24 protein-coding genes are annotated in these 25,547 nt (G+C 40.4%); 18 read left to right on the plus strand and 6 right to left on the minus strand.

Translation table 11 applies throughout. The annotated features are described in order from the left end of the window. Positions 1 to 87 precede the first annotated feature (87 nt). From HW279_RS03225 to HW279_RS03305, 17 genes are all read left to right on the plus strand, one after another. Positions 88 to 972: an NAD kinase gene (locus HW279_RS03225; protein WP_178957947.1), complete on the plus strand. Its 885-nt coding sequence runs from the start codon at positions 88 to 90 to the stop codon at positions 970 to 972. A gap of 8 nt (positions 973 to 980) precedes the next feature. Beyond that, positions 981 to 1,604, plus strand: a complete 624-nt coding sequence (gene pgmB / locus HW279_RS03230) for a beta-phosphoglucomutase (protein WP_016478245.1) — start codon at positions 981 to 983, stop codon at positions 1,602 to 1,604. A gap of 700 nt (positions 1,605 to 2,304) precedes the next feature. Then, entirely contained in the window at positions 2,305 to 2,697 is a 393-nt protein-coding gene (rbfA, locus tag HW279_RS03235; protein WP_009419969.1) for a 30S ribosome-binding factor RbfA, read from the plus strand. A gap of 39 nt (positions 2,698 to 2,736) precedes the next feature. Then, on the plus strand, positions 2,737 to 3,063 hold the full coding sequence (locus tag HW279_RS03240; protein ID WP_015782029.1) for a virulence protein: 327 nt from the start codon (positions 2,737 to 2,739) through the stop codon (positions 3,061 to 3,063). A 1-nt stretch (position 3,064) separates the two neighbouring features. Continuing rightward, complete coding sequence (locus HW279_RS03245; RefSeq protein ID WP_009419972.1) at positions 3,065 to 3,775, plus strand: Fic family protein; 711 nt, start codon at positions 3,065 to 3,067, stop codon at positions 3,773 to 3,775. A gap of 117 nt (positions 3,776 to 3,892) precedes the next feature. Then, complete coding sequence (locus HW279_RS03250; RefSeq protein WP_178959020.1) at positions 3,893 to 5,047, plus strand: ABC transporter permease; 1,155 nt, start codon at positions 3,893 to 3,895, stop codon at positions 5,045 to 5,047. A 71-nt stretch (positions 5,048 to 5,118) separates the two neighbouring features. After that, entirely contained in the window at positions 5,119 to 5,883 is a 765-nt protein-coding gene (locus HW279_RS03255) for a type III pantothenate kinase (protein ID WP_178957948.1), read from the plus strand. Positions 5,884 to 5,889: 6 nt separating this feature from the next. After that, the gene (locus tag HW279_RS03260; protein WP_178957949.1) at positions 5,890 to 7,170 is read left to right on the plus strand and encodes a hypothetical protein; all 1,281 of its coding nucleotides are present in this window, start codon (positions 5,890 to 5,892) and stop codon (positions 7,168 to 7,170) included. Between the two features lie 14 nt (positions 7,171 to 7,184). Continuing rightward, positions 7,185 to 8,528, plus strand: a complete 1,344-nt coding sequence (locus tag HW279_RS03265; protein ID WP_016478252.1) for a hypothetical protein — start codon at positions 7,185 to 7,187, stop codon at positions 8,526 to 8,528. A 5-nt stretch (positions 8,529 to 8,533) separates the two neighbouring features. Beyond that, complete coding sequence (lptC, locus tag HW279_RS03270; protein WP_178957950.1) at positions 8,534 to 9,109, plus strand: LPS export ABC transporter periplasmic protein LptC; 576 nt, start codon at positions 8,534 to 8,536, stop codon at positions 9,107 to 9,109. A gap of 14 nt (positions 9,110 to 9,123) precedes the next feature. After that, positions 9,124 to 9,306 (plus strand): hypothetical protein, encoded by a 183-nt coding sequence (locus HW279_RS03275; protein WP_002674183.1) that lies wholly within the window; start codon positions 9,124 to 9,126, stop codon positions 9,304 to 9,306. Then, the gene (locus HW279_RS03280) at positions 9,306 to 9,524 is read left to right on the plus strand and encodes a YgjV family protein (protein WP_009409978.1); all 219 of its coding nucleotides are present in this window, start codon (positions 9,306 to 9,308) and stop codon (positions 9,522 to 9,524) included. The genes HW279_RS03275 and HW279_RS03280 overlap by 1 nt, the downstream gene beginning before the upstream one ends. Positions 9,525 to 9,641: 117 nt before the next feature. Then, on the plus strand, positions 9,642 to 10,277 hold the full coding sequence (locus HW279_RS03285) for a peroxiredoxin (RefSeq protein WP_178957951.1): 636 nt from the start codon (positions 9,642 to 9,644) through the stop codon (positions 10,275 to 10,277). A 132-nt stretch (positions 10,278 to 10,409) separates the two neighbouring features. After that, positions 10,410 to 10,721, plus strand: a complete 312-nt coding sequence (locus HW279_RS03290) for a thioredoxin family protein (protein ID WP_009419978.1) — start codon at positions 10,410 to 10,412, stop codon at positions 10,719 to 10,721. Then, complete coding sequence (locus HW279_RS03295; RefSeq protein ID WP_048747710.1) at positions 10,702 to 10,959, plus strand: DUF6952 family protein; 258 nt, start codon at positions 10,702 to 10,704, stop codon at positions 10,957 to 10,959. The genes HW279_RS03290 and HW279_RS03295 overlap by 20 nt, the downstream gene beginning before the upstream one ends. A gap of 278 nt (positions 10,960 to 11,237) precedes the next feature. Next, positions 11,238 to 11,654, plus strand: a complete 417-nt coding sequence (locus tag HW279_RS03300; protein WP_002674193.1) for a CBS domain-containing protein — start codon at positions 11,238 to 11,240, stop codon at positions 11,652 to 11,654. A 594-nt stretch (positions 11,655 to 12,248) separates the two neighbouring features. After that, complete coding sequence (locus HW279_RS03305; RefSeq protein ID WP_178957952.1) at positions 12,249 to 13,424, plus strand: DUF4595 domain-containing protein; 1,176 nt, start codon at positions 12,249 to 12,251, stop codon at positions 13,422 to 13,424. 96 nt (positions 13,425 to 13,520) lie between these two features. Here the strand turns inward: HW279_RS03305 and HW279_RS03310 are convergent, their stop codons facing one another. The 6 genes from HW279_RS03310 to HW279_RS03335 form a co-directional block, all read right to left on the minus strand. After that, positions 13,521 to 15,812, minus strand: coding sequence for a TonB-dependent receptor (locus HW279_RS03310; RefSeq protein WP_178957953.1), 2,292 nt, complete (start codon positions 15,810 to 15,812; stop codon positions 13,521 to 13,523). 819 nt (positions 15,813 to 16,631) lie between these two features. Continuing rightward, the gene (locus tag HW279_RS03315) at positions 16,632 to 18,896 is read right to left on the minus strand and encodes an NADP-dependent malic enzyme (RefSeq protein ID WP_178957954.1); all 2,265 of its coding nucleotides are present in this window, start codon (positions 18,894 to 18,896) and stop codon (positions 16,632 to 16,634) included. A 145-nt stretch (positions 18,897 to 19,041) separates the two neighbouring features. Continuing rightward, positions 19,042 to 19,569: a hypothetical protein gene (locus HW279_RS03320; RefSeq protein WP_178957955.1), complete on the minus strand. Its 528-nt coding sequence runs from the start codon at positions 19,567 to 19,569 to the stop codon at positions 19,042 to 19,044. A gap of 255 nt (positions 19,570 to 19,824) precedes the next feature. Next, entirely contained in the window at positions 19,825 to 20,700 is an 876-nt protein-coding gene (locus HW279_RS03325; RefSeq protein ID WP_178957956.1) for a hypothetical protein, read from the minus strand. Positions 20,701 to 20,770: 70 nt separating this feature from the next. Then, positions 20,771 to 22,933 (minus strand): ferrous iron transport protein B, encoded by a 2,163-nt coding sequence (gene feoB, locus HW279_RS03330; protein ID WP_178957957.1) that lies wholly within the window; start codon positions 22,931 to 22,933, stop codon positions 20,771 to 20,773. Positions 22,934 to 23,062: 129 nt separating this feature from the next. Next, a complete protein-coding gene (locus HW279_RS03335) occupies positions 23,063 to 23,311 on the minus strand; it encodes a ferrous iron transport protein A (protein WP_009417090.1) in 249 nt (82 codons plus the stop codon). Between the two features lie 915 nt (positions 23,312 to 24,226). On the opposite strand from HW279_RS03335, the gene HW279_RS03340 reads away from it, so the two are divergent. Continuing rightward, positions 24,227 to 25,450, plus strand: a complete 1,224-nt coding sequence (locus HW279_RS03340; protein WP_178957958.1) for a lipocalin family protein — start codon at positions 24,227 to 24,229, stop codon at positions 25,448 to 25,450. The last annotated feature ends 97 nt before the right edge of the window (positions 25,451 to 25,547 follow it).

Below are 25,547 nucleotides of genomic sequence, written 5' to 3' on the forward strand. Positions count from 1 at the left end.
TCGCTCCTCCCCATTCGCTAATTCTCGTATTTGCTAATTCACTAATTATCCCTATCTTTGCCAAAAATTCTTAGTTTTCTGCTTAAAATGAAGATTGCTATTTACATACGTCAGTACTCCGAGGAAAACGAAGCCATTCTCAATGAGCTTTTTACCCTTCTATTGCCCTCCGATAAGGTGTTTATAGAACGCGAAATCCTCAGCGACCTCAACGATCGCTCCGAGCAATTCCTCAAAGCAAAATCTTTTGCTTCCTTCGAAGACCTCAACTCCTCTTACGATGTAATGCTCACTATTGGTGGTGACGGCACATTGCTCAAAGGGGTTACTTATGTACGAAACCTGCAAATCCCCATTCTCGGTATCAATGCAGGACGCTTGGGCTTCTTGGCAAATGCCCATAAAAACGACCTGAAAAACGTACTAACACAACTCCGCGAACGAAATTACAAAGTAGTAGAACGCTCAGTTATCGAAGCCGTTTATGCCGATACAGGCGAACCCGTAGCCCCTGTGAACTTCGCTCTGAACGAAATAACCTTTACTCGTAAGGATACCGCCTCTATGATTACTATCGATACTGAACTCAACGGCGATTTCCTCTCCTCCTATTGGGCTGACGGGCTCATCATTTCCACCCCCACAGGCTCCACAGGCTACTCTCTTAGCTGTGGCGGACCTGTAATACTCCCTACTGCCAAAAACTTTGTGATTACCCCCATCGCCCCTCACAACCTCAACGCGCGCCCGCTGGTAATCCCCGAAGATACCGAAGTAAAACTCACTGTATCAGGCAGAGAAAAGAAGTTTTTAATGTCGCTCGACTCACATATCAAGCCCATTGCTAACAAACACTCCATTATAGTCCGTAAAGCTCCCTTTGTCGTGAAAATGATACGCCTCGACGGAGACAGCTTTATAAACACCCTGCGCTATAAACTACTCTGGGGTGAAGACCGACGTAACAAGTAACTAAAAAAATGAAAGGATATATTTTCGACTTAGATGGTGTGCTTGTCGACACCGCAAAATACCACTATATCGCGTGGAAAACCATCGCCAAAGAATTCAATTTTGAGCTCACTCCTCAGCATAACGAACAGCTGAAAGGCATCGGGCGCGAAGTTTCCTTGCATCAAATCCTCCAATGGGCAGGCAAAACACTTTCCGAAACCGACTTTACCGATACCGCCTTGCGCAAAAACAAATTGTACTTAGAGCAAATCAGTAGTATCGATAGCTCCGAGTTACTCCCTGGTGTGTTAAACTTCTTACAGCTCCTCAAAGCCCATCACAAAAAGATAGCCTTGGGCTCCGCAAGCCGTAATGCCCGTTTAGTGTTGGAGCGCACCGGCATTCTCCCCCTATTCGATGCTATTGTCGATGGCACAATGGTAAGCAAAGCCAAACCCAACCCCGAAGTATTCCTCAAAGCCGCCGAAGGTTTAGGGCTTCCCCCTGCTGATTGTTGCGTATTCGAAGACGCTCCTGCAGGCGTACAAGCCGCCAAGAGTGCCGGAATGAAAGTAATAGGAGTCGGAAATCCCGAAGTCCTTAAAGCCGCCGACACCGTGATTCCCAACTTTTTAAATATGAAGATATAAGCACCCAATATAGCTAATAGTTGGAGAAGCCTCTCAGAGTCTCTCCAACTAATTTCCTAATTTTCTATTTTTCTAATTTGCTAATTCTCTAATTATCCCTTCCCTTTTCCGTCATATACCCCCTAGTGCCTATGGCCTAAGGCCTATCACCTCTTCCTCTTTCTTTCGCCTCGAAACCCCGATTTTAACATTTTTAGCACTATTGTATCATATTATGAATCAATTATTTATATACCCTTTCTATACCAATCGTCCAAGATTCGTATAAGCTTCCTATAAGCTCTCTATAAGCTAACCCCACCCTCCTTATACCCTTTTTTCACCAAAATTTCTTCCTCCCTTCTTCCGAACTTCTTCGTTTCCTTCCGCTCCCTCAGATGTGTCTCTTTTAGGGGTATACACTTTGCCAAAGTTAATAGCCCGTCGTGCTACGACTGCCTGTGCGGCTCGCACCTTTGCCAAAGTTGAATAAACTGACAATAGCTCCGCTGGTTCACAAGGCGTAGCCTTGATTTTGTTTAAAATTTGTTTAATTTCTGAGGCGTAGCCTCATTCCTCTAAGTCAACCTCACACCCCATTTACCAATTCTCTCATTTCCTAATTTTCTCATTTCCTAATTTCCTAATTTTTACCGCTCTTTTGGCATTTTTGGTATTATCAGTATTATTCCCTATCTTTGCACCATAAATAAACAAACTAATGGAAAACAACAGACAAAAGAAAATAGCAGGCATTATTCAAGAAGAATTAGCCAAAGTGTTGCAGCAATCCATACGCGATGCAGGGCAACAAAACCTACTCATCTCGGTAACCAAAGTAAATGTAACAATCGATTTATCAGTAGCCAAGGTGTACCTCAGTGTATTCCCAGAAGCAAAGGCAACTGAGGTACTCAAAGGCGTAACCTCTAATGCGCCCCTCATCAAGCACGAACTGTCGCAAATCACCAAACACCAATTCCGTCGTATGCCCGAGTTGTATTTTTATATCGACGATTCTTTGCAATATATCGAAGGTATCGAGCAATCCCTCAAAGAGGAAGAAAACCCCATCGAAAACCGAGACTTACTCTACAAAAGAAAAATGACGTAAAAATATTAATAAAAAGTTTGCTAATTTAACCTGCAAAAAATGGAAAACCAAAAAGGAGAAATTTTATTCTATCAGCGAGAAGATGGTTCAGCCCAAATAGATGTAAGACTTGAAGAGGATACCGTTTGGCTTACACAACAATTAATGGCTGAGCTTTTTAACACTTCCAAACAGAATATAAGTTTACACATTCAGAATATTTTTGAAGAAGGAGAACTTATACCCGATTCAACTGTCAAGAAATTCTTGACAGTTCAAAAGGAAGGTCCCCGAGATGTTAGAAGACCCTCAAAGGCAATGGAGGAGGTAATTTTAGAGAGTTTAAAAGTATTAGAAAAGAACACAGCTAAATTATTAAAGAAATAAAATGCTTTTAAAACAATTATTACAAGAGAAAGAAACAAAGCTAAAGGGCGGTATTTATCACCGCACTCAAATAGATTTTTGCTATAATTCCAATCATATAGAAGGTAGCCAGCTCACGCACGAGCAAACGCGCTATATTTTCGAAACTAATACTATTGGCATTACAGAACAAGCGGTAAAAATTGATGATATTCTCGAAGCTATTAATCATTTTAAAGCTTTTGATGCAATGTTGGAATGCGCTACTGAACCTCTTACCCAAGAGATGATTAAAACCTTTCACGGCATTCTCAAAGCAGATACTTCCGATAGCAATAAAGATTGGTTTGCCATAGGCGACTATAAGAAACTACCTAACGAAGTAGGAGGCAATGCCACCACTCTGCCTGAAAATGTAGAACAGGAAATGACCGCTTTGTTAGCCGATTACCACCAAAAACAAACCAAAACCTTTCGTGATTTGGTCGATTTTCATTGGCGTTTTGAAACCATTCACCCTTTTCAAGACGGCAACGGACGCATAGGGCGTTTGTTGCTCTTTAAAGAATGTTTAGCTAACAACATAGTTCCTTTTATCATTACCGAACAACTCCGTTGGTTCTACTATCGCGGGCTACAAAATTGGCAACAAACAGAAGGCTTTTTGCTCGACACTTGCTTAACAGCACAAGATGAGTACAAGGCAGTAATGGCGTATTTTAGAATTTGCTAATTCCCAAATTTTGCCATTTTGCTAATTACTCCATATCTTTGCACTTTTCATTAACCACTAACCATTAATCACTAATCATTAACAATGACTTCAATTTTCTACATAGCAAAGCGTTATATGTTCGCCAAAAGTTCGCAGAACGTTATCAACATCATCAATAGGGTTACGGCTTTTGTGGTGGTGTTGGGTGGTGCTGCCCTCTTTATTGTGCTCGCCGGCTTTGCAGGTCTCAAAAACTTTACGCTTTCCTTCTCCTCTACTTTCGACCCCGACCTAAAAGTGTTCCCAAAAACAGGCAAATACCTATCACTCACCAATCAAGATACGCTCAAATTAAGCCAACTCTCATCGGTAGCACACTTTACCAAAGTGTTAGAAGAACAGGTGTTTCTCACTCACAACCAAAAAAACCACATCGCCTATATCAAGGGAGTAGATGCTGAGTACCCCAAAGTAAACGATGTCGATAGTATCCTCGTGCTGGGCAATTGGGAGCTCTCACCTCCTAGTGTGATAGTGGGCGCTACTATTTTCAATAATCTCGGTTTAAATCTCCTCGATGGTTCTTCTCCTCTACAAATAGTAGTTCCCAAGGCAGGCAAAGGCAGTATCCTAAACGACCCAATGCCCTACCGTCAAGCCTTTTCAGTAGTACAAGGCATCTACCAACTCACCGAAGAATTAGATAAGAAATACGTATTTTCATCATTAGACGAAGCCCAATTCTTATTGGGGCTAAGTAAGAAGCAGGTCTCAGCGATAGAAGTGAAATTAGCTCCAAATGCTGATGAAAAGCAAGTCGCCGAACAGCTCTCACAACTCTTTCAAGAGCCCGTAGTAGTGAAAAACCGCGCACAGCTAAACGATGCGCTTTATCGTATGCTCAATACCGAAAATATAGCGGTGTATCTGATTTTCATCTTGGTACTCATCATTGCACTTTTCAACCTCGTAGGTGCTATCATTATGATGATACTCGACAAGAAAGACGACCTGCAAACGCTCTATGCGCTCGGTATGAACGAAAAACAAATGCGACAGATATTCTTTTGGCAAGGCACTATGGCATCGGTAATCGGCGCTCTGATAGGCATTGCCTTAGGCGTTGCGGTAGTCCTCTTACAACAACATTTCGAGTTTGTAATGATAAGCCCTACCTTAGCCTACCCTGTCGCTATTACTCCTTTAAATGTACTCATTGTATTGGCTACGATTGTAGTTTTGGGCGTTTTAGCCTCATTAGTAGCTTCCTCACGAGTACGAGTAAAATAAAAGGAAACAGGAGACCTTCTTTTTTTGGCGCAATTATTGCAGGATAATCACACACCCAATGATTTTTGAAAATGAATTTAATAATAGACGAAGGTAATACGTCCATAAAAGTAGCGCTGTTCAAAAAAGGAATACAAACATTCTTTCTTTCCTTTGCCAAAGACGGTTTTCAAGAATCTTTTTTAAGCAAAGTACCTTTAAACGAGGTAACTCATTGCATCATCGCTTCGGTGGTAACAGAGGTTAAAGAGCGTTTCTCTTTCTTAGAACAACTCCTGCCAGATGTGTTATACCTCACAGCTGAAACCCCTGTGCCTTTCGTCAATAAGTATGCAACCCCTCACTCGTTAGGTATTGACCGTTTGGCTCTGGTAGCAGGTGCGGTGACACGTTTTCCCAACCGCAACGTACTCATTATCGATGCGGGTACCTGCATTACTTTCGATATAGTTACCGATAGAAAAGAGTACCTCGGGGGAGCTATCGCCCCAGGCATAGCAATGCGCCTAAAAGCGATGCACCATTTCACTTCCAAACTGCCATTAGTATCCGAACAGCTTTTTGATACTGAACAGTTTATAGGAAATACTACCGAAAGCTGTATGCTCTCAGGTGTCTATCACAATGTGGTGTGCGAAATCGAGGGAGTGATTAAAAAATACGAAGCAAAATTCCCTTCGCTTATCTCTATTTTAACAGGGGGTAATCAAAATTATTTGCAAGAAAGAATAAAAAATCAGATATTTGCAGGCTCATACGTGTTGCTCGAGGGGCTCAATGCCATCTTAGAATATCAAACAAAAGAAGGAGAAGCACACGTTACTAATATTGGATAAATATTTATGAACAAGAAACTAATCACACTTATTAGTGCTTTATTTACAACCGTTTACGTGAGTTTTGCGCAACAAACTACTGAGTCGCCTTACTCTTTTTACGGAGTCGGTGAACGCAATTTTAACGGTATAGCCGAGGAAAGTGCTATGGGCGGAATTGGTGTTTATGCCGATTCTACTCGTATCAATATGCAGAATCCTGCCTCACTTTCGCACTTAAAATTCACCGCTTTTTCAGCCGGATTTACAATGCAAAGCAAAAATATTGTTACAAATGAAACAAAAATAGGTACTAAATCCTCCGCCTTCGATTATTTTACACTCGGGTTCCCTATTCTCGAAAACTTTGGGGTATCGTTTGGGTTGGTGCCTTACTCATCGGTAGGTTATAAACTGAAGCACACCACAAGCGAAACAGTAAACCAGTTTGAAGGAAAAGGAAATGTGAATCAGTTTTTTCTTTCCTCTGGGATAAAGATATTCGGCGGATTCAGTTTAGGAGCTTCTTTCCGTTATAACTTTGGAACCATTGATATGACCGACCTCTTGCAACAAAAAGATGTACAATTCTATACCCAAGAGTTTAGCAAATCACGCCTAAAAGGAGGTGCTTTTAACTTAGGTTTGTATTACGAAGAGACTTTGAAACACCGCTTGCGTTTGTATACCTCATTGGTATATACACCACAAAGCAAACTGTCTTCTGAAAACCAACGCAATATCTCTACCTTAGGCTATGTAACAGGAAATAACAGGCGTTCAGCACCACAATTAGCAATACGCGAAACACGTGCTTTAGATTTAGAAGCCTTAGGGCTCAAAAACACCTCACTTACCTTGCCCACTCAAATAGAGTTTGGATTAGGTTTAGGAGAACACCAAAAATGGTTTACAGGGATTGAGTATACCTATGCCAATACAAAAGCTTTTTCAAATCCGTTCCTTACTACCACCAATGTCAGTTATACCGACGGATACAAAATAGCCTTAGGAGGTTTTTGGATTCCTAACTACAATTCCTATTCAAGTTACTGGAAAAGAGTAACCTACCGCATAGGTTTGCGCTATGAAAATACAGGAATTGTACTCAATAATCAAAACATAAACGACTTTGGCACGTCTTTTGGACTTAGTTTACCCGTAAAAGGATTTTCAAATCTTACTCTTGTGGGAGAATACGGCATAAGAGGTACTACCTCAGCCAATTTAGTAAAGGAAAATTATTTCAACTTAAAAATAGGTTTCACTTTAAACGATAAGTGGTTCCAACGAACAAAATATCAATAAAAAACAAACAAAGAATGAGAAGAAGAATTTTATTAGCCACAGTAGTTGCAAGTTTCTTTTATGCTGCCTATGCACAAGCACAAGATTGCAAAAACAACGAAGAATTAAAGCAAAAACTCTCTATATTTAGTGAGTATGCCAAAGCCAAAAATTACAAAGAGGCTTATCCTGTATGGAAGGAAGTATATACCCAATGTCCTTCTTTACACTATGCTACCTTTGCCTATGGCGAACGCATCTTGCAAGACAAAATGAATACAACCACAGGTGCTGAAAAGACTCAAAATGCCAAAGAATTGTTACAACTCTACACCGATTATAACAAAACATTCCCTACACGTCTTTCAGCTACTGAAATGCGTATTCGTCAAGCCCTCTTGATGTTCGATGAAAAAATAGGAACAGATAAAGAGATTTACGACCTTTTGCACAAAGCCTTTACCGAAGATAAAGCTAACTTTAAAAACGAAAAGGCTCTGTACTTGTACTTCTCTGAATTAGTTTCTTTACACGAAAAAGGACAAAAAGAATTGCAAGAAGTATTCGATGCTTATGACAACGTATCCGATAAAATTCAAGACGAAAAGAATGAGCTTTCTGAAACTATCAACAAGTATTTAGCTCAAGAAGAAGCAGGTACTCTTAGCGAAAAAGACAAAAGGCTCTTGGACGGTTGTCGTAAACGCGTAGATAACTACGAAACTATTGCAGAGAGTGTAGATGCTAAACTCGGTCAGCTTGCTGATTGTAAAAACCTTATTCCTCTTTACACCAAGAACTTTGAGGCAAATAAGAACAATGAAGAATGGTTACGCCGTGCAGCAGGTAAAATGTCAGATAAAGATTGTACTAAAGACCCTTTATTCGTGAAAATCGTAACCTCATTGCACAACGTAAAACCGTCAGCAAACTCAGCTTACTATTTAGGGGTAATGAATGATAAAGCAGGAAATTCTGCTAAAGCTATTCAGTACTACAATGAGTCAGTGAACTTAGAGACAGATAACTTTAAGAAATCAAAATTACTCATTCGTATCGCCTCTAAACACAGCAAAGCACAAGCGGTTGCCTATGCTCAAAAAGCACTTTCTTACAACCCTTCAAACTCCGATGCTTATCGTATTATGGCACACGCCTATGCAAGCTCAGCTAATGAATGTGGTAGTACTCCTTTTGAAAAAAGAGCCGTATATTGGTTAGCTGCCAAAACTGCTCGTAAAGGAGGTTTGGAAAGTTTAGCTGCTCGTTACGATGCTTTAGCTCCTTCAAAAGTAGATGTATTTGAATCTGGTTTAGCAGGTAAAAACATTACTTTTAAATGCTGGATAGGACAATCTATCACAGTGCCACGTTTGTAAAACATATGAAGGTATTGATTTTAGATATTACGAAAAGTATTGCCGTACTAATGAGTATGGCAATGCTTTTTTCGTGTAATAACGATATGCGTAATCTTCAACAGCTGAGCATTCAAAAGAAATTCCCGCAAGGAGAAGCCTTTGATTTTAAACTCGTATATACCGATTCTACTAAGGTGGTTGCTGTTGTTACCAGTAAATTAAATAAAGATTTTACCAATCAGCGTATGCCGTACTCTGAATTCCCCGAAGGGGTGAAAGTAGAGTTTTACGACCAAGCACGACATAAAAATATTGTAGAGGCTAATTACGGTATTATCTATCCGAGCTCCGATATGGTAGAACTGCGCGACAATGTAGTACTCACTACTTATGACGGTAAGAAACTAAAAACATCTCAGCTCTTTTGGGACCAAAAAGAAGATTGGATTTTTACCGATAGAGAATTTAGTTTTACCGATGAAACTAAAGGTACTGTTACTAATGGTATAGGTATGGATTTCGACAAGAAATTTTCGACTGTAAAAGCGCATAAAACTACAGGTATCTTAGCTATTGAAGATAACGAAGAAGAAGAATAACAATATAAAATAATATGAACGCACGTATATTTTTTGAATATGCCTATTTGGCAATCGCTCTTTACTGTGCCTATGAGGTTTATAACTTGTGGGGCACTGCTGACCGCACTCAGTGGTATTTGTACATCGCCTTTGCTTTGGGAGCTTTGGCAATGTTTTGGTTCAGACGTCAAACCCGACTTAAACATAAAAAATAATGATTGAATTTATTGGTTATGCTGCTTCACTTTTTGTAGTGCTCAGCTTTTTGATTAAAGATAATCTTGTGTATATACGCCTTACTAATTTGGTGGGGTGTGCTCTCTTTGTTGTTTACGGTTACTTAATTAATAGTATTCCGGTGATACTACCTAACAGCTTTTTAATAATAGTACAAATAGTATATATTTGGCGAGAATTACGCAAGAAGAAATAAAAGAACTTTCTTGCATAATTATTATTTATCTTCATATAAAATCTTTCAATAAAAAAACGTTTCTTCCTATACAAAAACACCCTACTTTTGCACCCGTAAAACAAAACACAATATTATATGTCATTTGTAGGAAAACAATTCCCCAATATCGAAGTGAATGCTATGAGCGACCTTGGGGATACATTCAAAATAAACGTGCTTTCAGAAGCTGTGAACAACAAAAAGAAAGTTCTTCTTTTCTGGTATCCTAAAGATTTTACCTTTGTATGCCCTACTGAGCTTCACGCTTTCCAAGAAGCTTTGGCTGACTTTGAGAAACGTAATGTGAAAGTAATAGGCGCTTCTTGCGATACTCCCGAAGTACACTTTGCTTGGCTCAATACTCCTAAAAACAATGGAGGCATAGAAGGCGTAACTTACCCTATCCTTGCTGATAGCAACCGCAACCTCGCTCGTATTTTAGGTATTCTCGACTCTCGTGAAATTTACGATGAAACAGCTGATGCTTACCTTCTTGAAGGCGATGATGTAACTTTCCGTGCTACTTATCTTATCGATGAAACGGGAAAAGTATTTCACGAAAGTATTAACGATATGCCATTAGGACGCAATGTAAAAGAATATTTGCGTTTGGTAGATGCCTATACTCACGTACAACAACACGGTGAAGTGTGCCCTGCTAACTGGGAAGAAGGTAAAGAGGCTATGCACGCCGACCGCAAAGGAGTAGCCAGCTACTTGGCTTCTCACTAAAAAGTAAACAACACTCTTATAGATAACTTGATCATTGTAAGGAACTCATTCTCCCCCTCTTCTCTTTGCGAGAGGGGGGATGAGAATGAGAAAATCACACACTAAAAAACTCATCACTATTTTATTTTTATAATGACAGAACTTACCCAAGATAACTTGCAAGAAATAATAGCTTCTAACCCTCTTGTATTTGTACAATACGGCGCAGGATGGTGTGGTAATTGCAAGATAATGAAACCAAAGTTTAAAAAGTATGCCAGCGAAACTCCTAATGCTACTTTTATTTATGTAGATGCAGAAGCTTTCGCAGAGTCACGCAAATTAGCCAAAGTAGATAATTTGCCTACCTTCGCTGCTTTTAAAAACGGTACTTTGGTGAACCAAATACAAACGAATAAAGCCGAACTCTTAAAGCAATTTATAGATGAGATTACCGGTAATTAAACACATCGTTAAATTTATTGAGACAAACGACCAAGATTACGTGAATGAGACAGTAGAAACGCTCGAAAATCTCATAGAATGTGAGCAACTCAAAGATGAGGAGCTAGACGTAATAGGCGAATTGCTCTCCAACTTCTACGGAGCTATCGAGGTAGACAATATGATTAAACAAGGTACTCCACAGAAAGACGCCCTTAACAGCTTTATGAAGCGTGTAGTAGGGTCTATTGACAAGTAAAATTATTATTATTTCTTTCACTAACTAGAAACGAAAGAGCCGTTCAGACATCTCTGAACGGCTTTTTCTATTTTATATACTTCCGAAGGTAAGACGAAGAAAGATTAGACCGACGCAACATCAGTTTGAGTTAAAGTAAGCTGTGAAAGCTCGGAAGTTGAGGTATGTTAGAACGTTAAATATTTGTTAAACACTTTGCTTTATATCTCTTTTATAACTACCTTTGTAGGGTAATTTAACTACAAAACGGAATTATTCATTTTAAAAACGTATATATTATGAAACAAAGAGTACCTGTATCACAAATTATGAGTAAGGAGTTAGTAACTCTTACTCCTACTCAATCGCTTTATGAGGCTGAGCGACTGTTTAAGAAGCATAATATTCGCCATATTCCTGTGGTAGAAGGAGATAAGCTTATAGGTATCGTAAGCTATTCTGACCTTTTGCGCATTAGTTTTGCTGATATGACTGATGGCGAAGAGGAGGTTACTTCGGTGGTGTATGATATGTATACTATTCCGCAGATTATGGCCAAAACACCTCTTACGGTGAGCGCTGATACCTCGATTAAAGAAGTGGCTGAAATACTCGCTGACCAAAGTTTTCACTCTATTCCGGTGGTGGATAATGGCAGGTTAGTGGGATTGGTTACAACCACTGACCTTATTAAATATCTTTTGGAACAATACTAAGTGTGAGTCATACAGGCGGTGTGAGCCACACGGGCGGGGAAAATTAGCAAATGAGAAAATGAGAGAATTAAGAAAATGGGGTACGAGCTACAAGCTCGCACCAGCGGAGGGGTGTGAGGCGATGGGAGTGGAGGATTCGGAAGAAAACAGAGAAATTCAAAAGTTAGTTGAGAGAGATTTTGGTGAAAAAAGACTGTAAGGAGGGTGGGGGTAGCTTATAGAGAGCTTATAGGAAGCTTATACGAATCTTGGACGATAGGTATAGAAAGGGTATATAAGTGGTTGATTCATACCATAATACAACAAGACTAAAAATGTTAAAAACGAGGTTTCGAGGCGAAAGAAATCGCTCCTTATAAAGGGGCTGAGGTATTGCGGAGAGCTTTGAAAGTAGGGAAGTATAGCTATACCATTTTTATAAAAAAAGCGACTTATTTTTGAGTCGCTTTTTTGATTCTCGGCTATGAGCTCTCATTGACTTCCTCGCTACCCTCAGCTGTTCTCATTTCTAACAACTAACTACTAATGAATAAAATTTGCTGATTAACAATTTATTATTACTTTTGCATCTAAATTCATAAAATATTACATTCAATGAAAAAAATTTTATTCAGTATCGCAGCAATGGCAATGCTCGTAGGCTGTAGCAGTAAAGACGATGATACCCCTAATGGCGGTAATGGCAACGGCGGTAATGGGACTACTACCCCTACTACGCAAAGCGACTACTTGCCTACTAAAAAAGTACAAACAATTACTTCTAAAGCTATCATAGTGGAAATAGACTATACAGGTGGTGCTCCTGCTCCTTCTCTTGAAAGTACCTTAGAACCCACTCTCAACGGTCAAAAATTTGTAGCAAAAACTTTGAACTTTGCTTATGAATACGATGAAAAAGGAAGAATCAAAAAGATTACTAGAAAGGAAGAGGGCAAAAGTGATAATGTAAAAACATTTATTTATGGAGATAGCTCTGTGAAAATAACTTTTCCCAATGAAGATACAGGGGGTGTAGAAAATCTAGAAATGGGACTCAATGCTGCTGGTAATATGTTAGCTGGTACTTATGATAGCAATCAACGATTGACTAACACTCCAAAAATAGGGGATTTTGAGTGGACAAATGACAATTTGACTAAGATTAACAGAAAGAGAAATTGGGACGGCAAAATTACCACCTTTGAAAATCAGCTTTCTTATAACAACAACTTGAACAAAAATAAGTTTTTATTGTACAACTTTGAAGGAGATGCTGTGACTAGTTATATGCAGTATTTCGATTTTCAAATAGGTTGGATACAGGGGGTAGCTCCTAAGAACTTGTTACAACAAAGGGTTTTAACAAAAGATGGCACGGCTTTAAATTATACTTATAACTATACTTATACTTTTGATACTGATGGTTTTGTAAAGACTATCAACGAAACCCGAAATGCAAGAGCTGGTAGAAATACAGGTCTTGGTTATTTTACTGATGCCAATTATTTAACGAAATTGAACACACTTATTACTAACATTCAAAATGGTACTGAGAAAAGCAAAAAGTACCAATTGGTAAGCGATAAAAGTGATGAAAAAGTGTTTGATATTATTATCCCTATAAAAGTAGAGAAAGATAAGAATGGTAAAACTATCGACTTAATAGTGAATAAAGTAGCTCGCCACACTTTCAAACTTAAAACTAAAAATGGAACACAAGTAATAGATAATATTGATATTGATATTAGTTATAACAGTGATATGACTACTACCTATCAGTTGAATTACTAATATTTGTAACAAAGTTTCCAATACACAAATAATAAAAAAAGCGACTCGAAAATGAGTCGCTTTTTTGATGCAAACTTTGCAAAATTAATATGAATATTAAATTTTAACTTTCAAACCTACAAACACGGTGCGAGGTAGCGAAGGTCCATAGATGTAATCGGCGTCGCGTTCAGCACCTTTGTCGAAATCTTTTTGATATTGGTTGAAGAGGTTTTTGATACCGCAACTCACTTCTAAGGGGAAGAAAGTTTGGAATTTAAACTCATAAGCGGTGTTCACGCCTACATCCCACATCGCAGGAGTGGTTTCTAAGCGTGTATCGGCTATATAACCTTTCAAGTGAGTGGTTTTCATACTACCTGTATATACCGTTACAAAGTTGATATCCCAATTAGGGCGTGGTTTATAAGTTGCCATTAGGTTGCCATACACATTAGGCGTGCGAAGAATTTCATCGGTATAGACGTTTTCTTCGGGGTTTTGCACACTATTGTATTTAGAACTTTGGATAGTAGTGGCGAGTTGTACCATAAATTTGGGATTGGGGCTGTACTTCACTTCTATATTTACTCCCTTCACTACGGCACCATCGGAATTGCGTTTCTCACGGATAGGCAATCCGTTTTCTAAACCTGCATCTTCATAAGTAAAACGATCGTGCAAAGCCGTATAAAACCCTTCAATCATCGCTACAAATTGGTGATTATCGTGAGCGTGGTTATATTCAAAAGAAGCGGTAAAGCTATCAGAAGTTTCTTTTTTAAGATCATCGGCGAGTTTTACACGTCGTGCTTCACCCCCTTGCAATTCGCTGTGTACATCTTCTGAATAGAAGAAAGGCGCTCTAAATCCTCTTGAATACGACCCCCGAGCGATGAAATTCTCATCGATATTGTAAAGCACGCTCGCGCGAGGATTGAGCGCTGTAACACTTTTCTTCATTATATCGGAATTTACATTATCGAATCGGACACCTCCGAGCACTTTGATTTTCGGAGAGATACGCCAATCGGCTTGAGTGAAGAGACCAAATGTATTTGCTTTTTGGTTTACGGCAAGCACATTAGGATTCTGACGCTTTTCGGCTATCTTGTCGTATTGATATTCGGCGCCTGACGTCCATTGCAAATTGCCGTTGCCCGTAGGCACATAAGCCGTATGTTGTCCGCCAAGTAACCAAATATTCTCTTTGGTAACCCCATAGTTGCCAGAAGAGGCTACTATATCGGTGCCGTCGAAGCTACCGTAATAGTTATCGGCGCGAGTGCGTTCGGCGCTGGTATAGGCGGTGAACTTATGGTTATAGGCAGGAGAAAAGTAGTCGAAACTTGCATTCCCTCCAAGCATTTGAGTGCGAATGCTCTCGGCAAGGTCGGCAAGGTGTTCGGGTTCGTCGAGTTTATTACCTCCGCGACGGTTTTCGTTGCTCACGTTCAGTTCGGCGGTGAGCTTATGGCGGTCGCTGAAATCGTTAAAGAGTTTCGCACCAGCATTGAGATTGCGCAAACGAGTGATTTCGGTAAAGTCATCGCCATTATCATCATAAGACTGACGTGTGCGTTGCATAGCGTGGAAAGAGATACCGCGCATATAATTCTCACTCACGAGTGAACCGTTAAAAGAACTTACCACATCGGCTGATTTACCGCCTATGAGGTTGCCCACAATACCTGCTTGTGCCTCGTTTTTGGTAGGGTTTTTAGTAATCACGTTGATAGTACCAGCAATGGCATTAGAGCCAAAGAGGGCAGAACCACCTCCACGGATTACCTCTATGCGCTCAATCATATTGGCAGGGATTTGGTCTAAGCCATACACGCCATTGAGCGAGCCAAAGATAGGACGGCTATCGATGAGGATTTGCGAATAAGCACCTTCTAAGCCATTGATACGCACTTGGGAAGTACCACAGTTCTGACAGTTTACTTCGGTGCGCAACCCCGGTTGGAAAACAAGCCCCTCCATTAGGGTATGAGCTTTCACATTTGCCAGTTCGCGATTGGTAGTAACACTCACCAGTACAGGTGCGTCCTTACGGTTTTCTTTGGTTTTGGTAGCTGTTACGACCACTTCTTCCATTCCGACCACATCTTCTTTGAGAGAGACATCTTGAGAGAGAGTCTCTTCTTCTGTGATAACCACTTTATCGTTATAAGGAATATACCCCAACGAACGCACTTTTAGCCTGTATTCGCCAGCGGGTAAGGAAAGAGAATACTGACCATTGCGGTCGGAGGTTGTCCATTTTTTGAAGGTTTTACCTTCGAGTTGAACAGTTACGGCTTCTAAGGGCTGCCCCTCTGCCGTGATAGTACCTTTGATAGTACCTTCCTGAGAGAAACTCAAAATACTAAAAGCTAAAGAGATAGCTAATAAAAAAGTTTTCATATATTACTAATATCATTATTTTAGGGCAAAGGTAGTATATTTTTAGATACTACGAAAATAAATTAGAAATTATTTTTACATAAATCTAAAAATAATTAAAGAGAGAACATTAAAGGCTGAAAATCAACAGTAGTTGTTTACGTTTTGCGAAATACACCTTGTGTGTGGTTACATCTATGTTAGCCGATTATAAACATTCCTCCCTATTCACATACTCAGCTACGCCAGCTCGCTGACTTCCTTCAAAGGGGGAAGTAGCGATGCTTATTATACACGAAGAACATAACTCTTAATAAAACAATATACTATTTTTCTTCAACTCTTAATTGGCTTCGTACATATCGAACTGAGTTATAGTTGATAATTTTGCGCAGTTGCTCTGTGAGACCTCTGACGGACTTTAAATAAACTTTAAACGGAAGTATAGTGGGTCTACAGTGGGTCTACAGTGGGTCTACAGTGGGTCTACAGTGGGTCTACAGTGGGTCTACAACGATGGTTAATAAAATTATAATCGAACATTAATTGAGCTTATGGTGCTACTATCTGCTCATATCAGTCGTTTTATAGGTTAGAATTGTCGGATATAAAATAAGTAACGTGGGCTGGAGGTAAAATGCTTGGGGTGGGATATGTGAGAGATAGTGAAAGAAAGGTGGTTTATTGCCACAAATAAGTAAAATATTAAAGGTAGCAATATGATTACTAAGTAATAAAAAAAGGCTGTTCAATATATATTGAACAGCCTTTTTTATAATATGAAAACAATATTTTTTTATTGTTTATATAACTTTGCACTAATTGTCTGTGCGACTCGTACTATTTTTGTTGAGCGTCAATTATTGCAAGGGTAGCGAGATTTACCATTTCGTCGACAGTAGAACCGATAGTGGTAATGTGAATAGGTTTAGAAAGACCTAAAATCACAGGACCTATGGTGTCTAAGTGTTGGGTTTCCTTGAGGAGCTTGTAACTGATGTTTGCCGCTTCGAGATTAGGGAAGATGAGTACATTAGCCCCTTTGCCCTTGTTGAGCTTAGAGAACGGATAGTTCTTGGCAATCTTCTCAGGATTGAGAGCAAAATCGGCTTGGATTTCACCATCGACTACTAAATCGGGGTGGTGCTTGTGGAGGTAAGCTACTGCCTCACGTACTTTCAGGCTACTTTCGGATACTGCCGAACCAAAGTTAGAATACGACAACATCGCTACCGAAGGTTTTAAGCCGAAGAACTTCACGGCACGAGCTGTAAGCAAGGCGATGTTAGCCAACTCTTCGGCAGTAGGGTCGATATTGATAGTAGCATCTGAAAGGAATAAAGGACCCTGTTTGGTGAGCATAATGCTGGTGGCAGCGATACGCTCTACGCCCTCGTCTTTTTTGATAATTTCGAGTGCTGGACGAATAGCATTAGGATAAGCGTGAGAGTAACCAGTAATCATTGCATCGGCTTGACCGGTTTCTACGAGCATCGTACCAAAATAATTGCGCTCGCGCATTAGGCGTTCGGCTACTTCGTAGGTGATACCACGGCGTTCGCGCAGTTTCCAATAATGCTTTACAAACTTCTCACGACGTGTTTTTTCGGCATCACTTTTAGGGTCGATTACATCTACACGACCGGTGAAACCTATTTCGTATTTGAGCGCTTTTATCACTTCTTTATTACCCAAAAGCACAGGAATACCGATACCATCTTCATAAATGCGTTGAGCAGCTTTAAGCACTTCCAATTGGTCGGCTTCAGCAAATACTACGCGTTTAGGATTTCGTTTGGCACGGTCTTGCAATAACCGTATTTCTTTGCTACCTACACCAATTCTGTCCATTAGTTCGCCTTTATAGGCTTCCCAGTTGGTAATAGGTTTTTGTGCTACCCCTGATTCCATAGCGGCTTTGGCAATAGCGGGCGGTACTTCGTATATTAAGCGAGGGTCGAACGGCTTAGGAATAATATAGTTGCGACCAAAGGTAAGATTTTCACCTCCGTATACCAAACTTACTTGCTGAGGTACAGTTTTTTTGGCAAGATCGGCAATAGCACGTACCGCAGCGAGTTTCATCTCTTCGTTGATTTTAGTAGCGCGAACGTCCAACGCTCCACGGAAGATATAAGGGAAACCGAGCACGTTGTTCACTTGGTTAGGGAAGTCGGAGCGACCTGTTGCCATAATGATATCTTTACGGGTTTGGATAGCCAAATCGTAATCGATTTCAGGAATAGGGTTTGCCATTGCAAATACAATAGCGTCCTTATTCATAGAGAGCAACATCTCGGGGGTGAGCACATCTCCCTTAGAAAGACCGATAAACACATCAGAACCTTTTACCGCTTCTTCGAGAGTACGGAGATTGCGGTCGGTAGCAAATTCGGCTTTTTGTTCGGTGAGGTTAGGAGCGTCTTTACGAATCACACCCTTACTGTCGCACATTACGATGTTCTTAGGGTTCGCACCCAAAGCCACGTACAAGCGCGTACAAGAGATAGCGGCGGCTCCTGCACCATTTACTACTATCTGCGCTTTGGCAATATCCTTACCTACTATTTCTAAGGCATTGACAAGGGCTGCTGCCGAAATGATAGCTGTACCGTGCTGGTCGTCGTGCATTACAGGGATATCCAATTCCTCTTTTAGGCGACGTTCAATCTCGAAAGCCTCAGGCGCTTTGATATCTTCGAGGTTGATACCCCCGAAGGTAGGAGCAATAGCTTTTACGGTTTCTACGAACTTATCGACATCAGTAGCATCTACTTCGATGTCGAACACATCGATACCTGCAAATATTTTGAAGAGCAAACCCTTTCCTTCCATTACAGGTTTAGAGGCTTCAGCACCTATATCGCCTAAACCGAGCACGGCAGTACCGTTGGAAATTACGGCTACGAGGTTGCTCTTGGCAGTATACTTATAGGCGTTGCTTTTATCTTCGGCAATTGCCAAGCAAGGTTCGGCTACTCCAGGAGAGTAAGCCAACGCGAGGTCGTGTTGTGTAGAATGTTTTTTGGTAGGCACAATAGCGATTTTACCAGGTTGTGGAAACTCGTGATAGTGTAGTGCCTCTTCTTTTTTTCTTTGATCCATTTGATTTAGGTAAGAGGTAAGAGGTAAGAGGTAACGGCATTTGTTACCTAATTACGTGTTACCTATTATTTGTTTAGGGGGCAAAGGTAATAAATAATTACGAATGACGAATGAGGAATAGTGAGAAAGTTATTTAATTTAGATTTTATATGGTCATTTTAGTAATTTCCTTTGCTTCAATGGTAACGCTATCGCCTAATTGTAAGGCTTTTTTATACCAATATTTTTTAGGGTTGTCTTCACTATCCATACACTCGGTAGCTACAAAATCTACAAATATTTCACACTTGTCTTTATCACTTAGCAACGTAGCAATCAAATGAATACTTCCTTTCCTTATATGGGCAGAAAGCACCTCTTCTCGAACTGTCACTTCAAGACCTATGTTTGAAGGAACTTTGACAAAGTTTTCTCTATTAGCTCTATTTTGAAGAGAAGTCGCAATTTCATTACTACTAAGTTCTATAACTTTTACAGTAATGGTATTGTTTATAGGTAATTCCTCATCTAACCAAACTGTATGGCTGTCAGTCTCTTTATCGTATCCTCCAAAATTAATAGCTAAATAATTTCGGTCATCTAAAGCTAACCGTTCTATAATAACAGAGATAACTCCATCTTGAATTCCTCCTACAAGAGATTTTTTATTAATGATAACTTCAAATCCTATCATTGGCGATTCTAATTTCCTTGTACAATACAATTCTAGGGTTTATTATTCATTATTTAGAGTATACATAACCAATACCTAACCAGACATTACTGTCTTTAACATCTATTTCCACAAAAGAGAGGAAAAGGAAGGGTGGGTTAGTTAACTTCCTTTAATCATTTTGTTATCTCTGTTTTCATTGAGCTTTTCAAGGGCTTGCACATATTGAGTCACACCAACTTTCCTCACCGCAAAACTATTTGCTTGGAGTTCTGATTATTTCTTCATCATCTTTGCTGAAAATATAAAAATAAGCAGTACAATCACTCCCATTACCCACCAAAGGAGTTGCTGATGAGATTTTTCGGCAGGAGAGGAAGATGCTTTTACAGAAGCGCTTTCTGTTTTGGGTTGTTTGAGCACTTCGCCATATTGCAATTCGGTGAGTTGTTTTGGGATATCGGTTATGAAGTGCTCTATATCATATTCGGGGGTGTAATCATCTTCTTTGCCATAAGCTAAATAATAGGTGCGATTAGGGTCTAAAAAACGAGCTGCTAAGGTATAACGTATTGCATACACTACGACTTCGCTAATAGGAAGAGGCTCGTTATCTCCGTTTTCTATTATTATTTGTCCGTATTTCACAAGAATATCATCAAAGGAGAAGGTATTATTGGTTTTAGAACTAAGAGGCGCTTCTCTTAAATCGTAAGAACAATAACTATCACAACGCTTTTGCGCATACGATTCGGTAACAGAAGTAGCGAGATTTAGCTTCCTGTAATAATCATAAGAGGCTTGAGGGACAACGCGTATCTTACAGATGCGAAGAGCCTGAGGCAGACTGAAGTTTATGTAACTGCATTTGGTTTCTTTACTGTTTATTACTGAGAAATTGACCTTGTGTTTTACGATGTTATTAGTGTCGATTACTGTATAAGGGACTTCGATGGTATCAGTAGCTGATACGCCATAAATACGGAGGTCTGTGCCATAACTTTGGAATTGTGCAAAGGTATGGTCGGGTAAAATGAGTTTATGCCAAGCGTTCCCCTTTACACCTTTAAGTTCTTGCTTATAGGTGTAAGAAGAGAGTTGTGCATAAGTTGTAGCAGTTAGGAGTGTAAAGAGCAAAAGAAAGCGTTTCATATCATTGCTTATTAAAATATCTGTGCAAAGATAGCCTGTTTTAACTAAAAAAGCAAATGTTTTTAGGTTATTACCACAGTTTTGCCACCAAAAAACACACTACTATGCCATATAGTACGGGCAAGAGTGTAGCAATGAGCGTCCATTTCTTGCTATGGGTTTCTTTGTATATCGTGTAGATAGTAGTACTACAAGGATTATGTAACAAGCTGAATAGCATCAGGTTTACGGCAGTGAGGAGCGTCCAACCTCCAGCGTGTAGCAAGGTACCTACTTGAGAGGTTGAGGCTTCCATCAGTACGCCTGCCCCCTCGCCTACTGCTGTTTGCCCTAAGACCATAGTGGTGAGCATCAGCACGGTGGGAATGACGATTTCGTTGGCTGGAATGGCAACGATATAGGCAAGCAGGATTACGCCGTTTAAGCCTATAAACACGCCTATGGGGTTTAACCCTTGAATGAGCCAGAGAGCAATGGGCTGGTGAGCTATTTGGAGATTGCATATTAGCCATATTACTGCTCCCGCAGGCGCAGCAAATACAACAGCGCGCCAGAGTACAATAAGGGTTCTATCGATAAGCGATGTGTAGAGCGTTTGGAAGAAACGCGGTGGACGATAAGGAGGCAACTCCAATACAAAGAACGACGATTCGCCTTTGAGAAGTGTCTTGCTCAATAGCCACGAGGTGAAGAATGAAAAGACAATCCCCAACACGGCTATGCCTATAACAGCAAGCATTGCTACTGTATCGCTCCACTGCTTGGGCACTAAAGCCCCGATGAACAATGTAGCGATAAGTATTTGGGTAGGCCAACGACCGTTGCAGAGCGAAAAGTTATTGGTGATAATAGCAATGAGTTTTTCACGCGGACTGTTGATAATACGCGTTGCTACCACTCCTGCGGCATTACAACCAAAGCCCATACTCATTGTGAGGGCTTGCTTGCCGTGAGCGCCTGCTGTGCGAAAGAGCTTATCGAGATTAAAAGCCACACGAGGCAGGTAGCCAAAATCTTCGAGGAGGGTGAACAGCGGAAAGAATATAGCCATTGGGGGTAACATCACTGAAATGACCCATACCGTAGCCAAGTACACTCCATCGATAAGGAAACCGCTAAGCCACCAAGGGAAATGCAAGGCATTCGCTCCATTTTTCAGGAGCGGATAGAGCCACCCTACAAATAAATCGGAGAGCCATTGTGAAGGGTAATTAGCCCCGATAATGGTAATCCACAGCACACCTGCCAAGAGCAGAAACATAATAGGGAAACCCCAAATTTTATGTGTTACGACTTTATCTATCGCGCGGTCGATGCGGAAAGAGCGCGCAGTAAAATCGGTACTGACGGAGGCATTAATAAGGGCAGTAGCTTGGGCATAGATTGCTTCTACCAAATCGTTGCGGTACGTATCGCCTAAGAGATGGTGGTATTCTTGGGCAATACGCAAGATACGCGCCTGCCTTTCGGGGTTATTTTCAGCAGAAAAAGCTCCTTCTTCTATACCTTTTTGTACGCTCTCATCGCCTTCGATGAGTCGCATTGAGAGCCAACGTGTATTTGGTAAATCGGGATTTAGTTCAGAAAGTGCCTTCTGTAACTCAGCAATGGCTTCGGCATTTTGCTTAGGAAGGTCGATAAAGGTTTGTTTTTTCGTTTGGAATTTACCACTTACCACTTCTTCGATAGCAAAGAGCAAATCGGCGATACCTTCTTTGGTACGTGCAGATGTTGCCACTACGGGAATGCCCAAATCGCGTGAAAGGGTGCGCGTATCGATATTGATGTGATGCCGGCGTGCCTCGTCCATCAGGTTGAGACAAAGCACTGCTTTATCGGTGATTTCGAGTATTTGAAGCGCCAAGCTGAGGTTGCGTTCTAAACGACTTGCATCTACTACGATGACTGTTACATCGGGTTTGCCAAAGAGAATAAAGTCGCGTGCTACTTCTTCGTCTTCGGAAGTAGAAAGCAGAGAGTAGGTGCCAGGTAGGTCGATGATGCGGTATCGTTCCTTATGGAATGAGAAACTGCCTTCGGCACGTGTTACGGTTTTACCAGGCCAGTTGCCAGTGTGTTGGCGCAAGCCGGTAAGAGCGTTGAAGACGGTGCTTTTGCCGGTATTAGGATTCCCTGCGAGGGCAATGGTATAGTTATAAATGCCTGCCTCTTCGCCTAAGGGTCTTAGGGAAGCGGAGGGGTTAAGAGCACAAATATCGCAAGTGTTTTTCATAGTTGTATAACAAGCCGAACGCTTGTTTGATTTGTTTATATTTTTTCCTTATTTACAAGGATTATCAACTTTGCCAAAGGTGTGAGCCACACAGGCAAAAACTTTGGTAAAGTGTAGCACACCTGACACCTAACCCCTATCCCCTGCCACCTGAATCAGCACACAGAGGGCATCAGTTTTGCGAAGGGCGATTTGGGTGTTGTGAATGCTATAAGCAACGGGGTCGGATAGGGGACTGACGTTTTCTATCTTGATTTTTGACCCGCGTACGAAACCTAAGTCGAGCAAGCGTTGCCTTACTTCTTGTCGGCATTCAGGGATAAATCCGGTAATGACAGCGGTTTGTCCTATTTTCAGTGAGGCTAAGGTAATGGTCATATAAGCGTTTGTATTATCAAAATATATTTTTAGACAAGCAAAATTACAAACTTTTATTGAATTGACAAAATTATTTTAGGTTTTTAGATTTGAGGTCTTAGGGCATAGGTACTAGGAATGGCGGGGCAAAAGCGATGAGTGGAAAATGAGGAAATGAGGAAATGAGAGAATTAGAGAATTAGAAAATGAGAGAATTGGTAAATGGGGTGCGAGGTTGTGTTAGGGGAATGAGGCTGTGCGTCAGAAATCAAACAAAATTTAAACAAAATCAAGGCTACGCCTTGTAAACCAGCGGAGGTATTGTCAGTTTATTCAACTTTGGCAAAGGTGCGAGCCGTACAAGAGAGGGAAATTAGAAAATTTGGAAATGAGGAAATTAGCAAAAAGGTAGTGATAAAAATGGTTTTTTGACAGGTCTGACTTGTAGGACAAATCGGACTGGTTAGGGTTTTCGGAAGAAAACGGAGATTTCCAAAAGGAGGTTGGGAGAGATTTTGGTGAAAAAAGGGTGTGAGGAGGGTGGGGTTAGGATATAGAAAGGATATAGGAATGATGAACGAATGATGGACGATTGGTATAGAAAAGGTATGTAAATAATTGATTAATAGTGTAATACAACAGGGCTAAAAACGGTAAAAACGGGGTTTCGAGGCGAAAGAAAGAGGAAGAGGTACTAGGCCTTAGGCCACAGGCACTAGGAGGGAGTGTGACGAAAAAGCGGAGGAAACCTCCCCCTTCTCACATACCCAGCTTTCGCTGGCTACTTCCAAAGGGGAGTGTGGTGACCAAAGAGGGGGTTGTAAAAGGTTTTGGGGAGGTTAGAAGGGACTCGGAGGTGGGGTGTTATGATGATTTTTTGGTGAAGATAAATTAATTTTATAGTTTTGCGCCCTCAAACTAAAAATACTAACACATATGAAGAAATTTTTATTTGGGGCATTTGTTGCCCTTGCCACAATGATTTCGTCTTGCGGAAGCAAAGATGATAAAACACCTGAGCCACCACAGAAGACTGTCGAACTGATAGGAGCGTGGCAAATGGAATCGTCTACCATAGACGGGAAACCGTCTTCGGTTTCAGAATGTACACTAAAAGAAACGATTGTTTTTACTGAAAAGACAATAGAACGTCTTTCGTTTAAGAAAAGAGATGGTAATTGCTCCTATGAGAAACAAGACCCTTTGACTTACACTCTTTTGGGGAACACCTTTACAACCAAAGATGGTACCACCACTTTTACCATTACTGAGGGTAAACTTGTGATAGAGGGAGTCTATACAGATGTACAAGGAAACAAAAAGCCTTCTACCACTACCTATAAAAGAATTACCGAAAAAGAATTGACAGCCCTTAGAGCGATGGAGTATAAAGCTCCTGATTACAAAAAGCAACTGATAGGAGCGTGGCAAATGGAATCGGCAACTCTTGATGGTGAGAAGTTAGCGTTTTCGGAGTGTTCTTTAAAAGATGCTGTTATTTTTACTGAAAGCACAGTAGAAGAGCTTATCTTTAAAAAGTATGATGAATATAATTGTACCTATAAAAAACAAGAAATAAAACCTTATACTATATCGGGGACAACTATTACAATTGAAGGTAAGACAGTTACTTTTACTGTGACTGAAACTAAACTTGTAATAGAGGGGACTGGATTAGATGAACAAGGGAGAAAGCGTTCTTTTTCATATACCTATAAGAAAATCAGCGAAAAGGAATTGACAGCCCTTAGAGCGATGGAGTATAAAGCTCCTGAAAAAACTACCGACCCCAAAGCACTCATAGGGGCGTGGCAGATAGAAAAAGCTACCTTTAATGGACAACCTATCGAAAAAGAACCCTGTGAAGATAAACAAGTAGATATTTATACCGCTAATACAGTAACTAATTATGACTTTGGCTTCAATAATAATACTAATCGTTGCGAGTTTGAAAAAGGCAGAGCGGTGCCTTATACTGCTTCTAATGGTACGATTACTAAAAAAGACGATACTCCTGAGAACTTTTTTGTAAGAGGAAATAGGCTTGTCATTTCATTTATAGATAAAGATGATGACGATAATCAAGGAACGTATGAGTATACATTTAAGAAACTTACAGAGGCAGAACTTGCGGAGATAAATAAATTGGAGAAGAAATAAAAGCAAGACAAGAAACACTGATAATCAGAGATAAAGACATTATAGATGCGTTAAAGTTTTGTTAAACTCTGGAATTATTTTGGTAGTTAAAAAAAAC

The sequence above is a fragment of the Capnocytophaga sp. oral taxon 903 genome (assembly GCF_013394785.1).
In the GTDB taxonomy this organism is placed as follows: Bacteria; Bacteroidota; Bacteroidia; order Flavobacteriales; family Flavobacteriaceae; genus Capnocytophaga; species Capnocytophaga ochracea.

Bases quoted from the DNA above. Each gene is read 5' to 3' on its own strand.
- HW279_RS03225 (WP_178957947.1), top strand. From the start codon at position 88: ATGAAGATTGCTATTTACATACGTCAGTACTCCGAGGAAAACGAAGCC.
- pgmB (WP_016478245.1), top strand. From the start codon at position 981: ATGAAAGGATATATTTTCGACTTAGATGGTGTGCTTGTCGACACCGCA.
- rbfA (WP_009419969.1), top strand. From the start codon at position 2,305: ATGGAAAACAACAGACAAAAGAAAATAGCAGGCATTATTCAAGAAGAA.
- HW279_RS03240 (WP_015782029.1), top strand. From the start codon at position 2,737: ATGGAAAACCAAAAAGGAGAAATTTTATTCTATCAGCGAGAAGATGGT.
- HW279_RS03245 (WP_009419972.1), top strand. From the start codon at position 3,065: ATGCTTTTAAAACAATTATTACAAGAGAAAGAAACAAAGCTAAAGGGC.
- HW279_RS03250 (WP_178959020.1), top strand. From the start codon at position 3,893: ATGTTCGCCAAAAGTTCGCAGAACGTTATCAACATCATCAATAGGGTT.
- HW279_RS03255 (WP_178957948.1), top strand. From the start codon at position 5,119: ATGAATTTAATAATAGACGAAGGTAATACGTCCATAAAAGTAGCGCTG.
- HW279_RS03260 (WP_178957949.1), top strand. From the start codon at position 5,890: ATGAACAAGAAACTAATCACACTTATTAGTGCTTTATTTACAACCGTT.
- HW279_RS03265 (WP_016478252.1), top strand. From the start codon at position 7,185: ATGAGAAGAAGAATTTTATTAGCCACAGTAGTTGCAAGTTTCTTTTAT.
- lptC (WP_178957950.1), top strand. From the start codon at position 8,534: ATGAAGGTATTGATTTTAGATATTACGAAAAGTATTGCCGTACTAATG.
- HW279_RS03275 (WP_002674183.1), top strand. From the start codon at position 9,124: ATGAACGCACGTATATTTTTTGAATATGCCTATTTGGCAATCGCTCTT.
- HW279_RS03280 (WP_009409978.1), top strand. From the start codon at position 9,306: ATGATTGAATTTATTGGTTATGCTGCTTCACTTTTTGTAGTGCTCAGC.
- HW279_RS03285 (WP_178957951.1), top strand. From the start codon at position 9,642: ATGTCATTTGTAGGAAAACAATTCCCCAATATCGAAGTGAATGCTATG.
- HW279_RS03290 (WP_009419978.1), top strand. From the start codon at position 10,410: ATGACAGAACTTACCCAAGATAACTTGCAAGAAATAATAGCTTCTAAC.
- HW279_RS03295 (WP_048747710.1), top strand. From the start codon at position 10,702: ATGAGATTACCGGTAATTAAACACATCGTTAAATTTATTGAGACAAAC.
- HW279_RS03300 (WP_002674193.1), top strand. From the start codon at position 11,238: ATGAAACAAAGAGTACCTGTATCACAAATTATGAGTAAGGAGTTAGTA.
- HW279_RS03305 (WP_178957952.1), top strand. From the start codon at position 12,249: ATGAAAAAAATTTTATTCAGTATCGCAGCAATGGCAATGCTCGTAGGC.
- HW279_RS03310 (WP_178957953.1), bottom strand. From the start codon at position 15,812: ATGAAAACTTTTTTATTAGCTATCTCTTTAGCTTTTAGTATTTTGAGT.
- HW279_RS03315 (WP_178957954.1), bottom strand. From the start codon at position 18,896: ATGGATCAAAGAAAAAAAGAAGAGGCACTACACTATCACGAGTTTCCA.
- HW279_RS03320 (WP_178957955.1), bottom strand. From the start codon at position 19,569: ATGATAGGATTTGAAGTTATCATTAATAAAAAATCTCTTGTAGGAGGA.
- HW279_RS03325 (WP_178957956.1), bottom strand. From the start codon at position 20,700: ATGAAACGCTTTCTTTTGCTCTTTACACTCCTAACTGCTACAACTTAT.
- feoB (WP_178957957.1), bottom strand. From the start codon at position 22,933: ATGAAAAACACTTGCGATATTTGTGCTCTTAACCCCTCCGCTTCCCTA.
- HW279_RS03335 (WP_009417090.1), bottom strand. From the start codon at position 23,311: ATGACCATTACCTTAGCCTCACTGAAAATAGGACAAACCGCTGTCATT.
- HW279_RS03340 (WP_178957958.1), top strand. From the start codon at position 24,227: ATGAAGAAATTTTTATTTGGGGCATTTGTTGCCCTTGCCACAATGATT.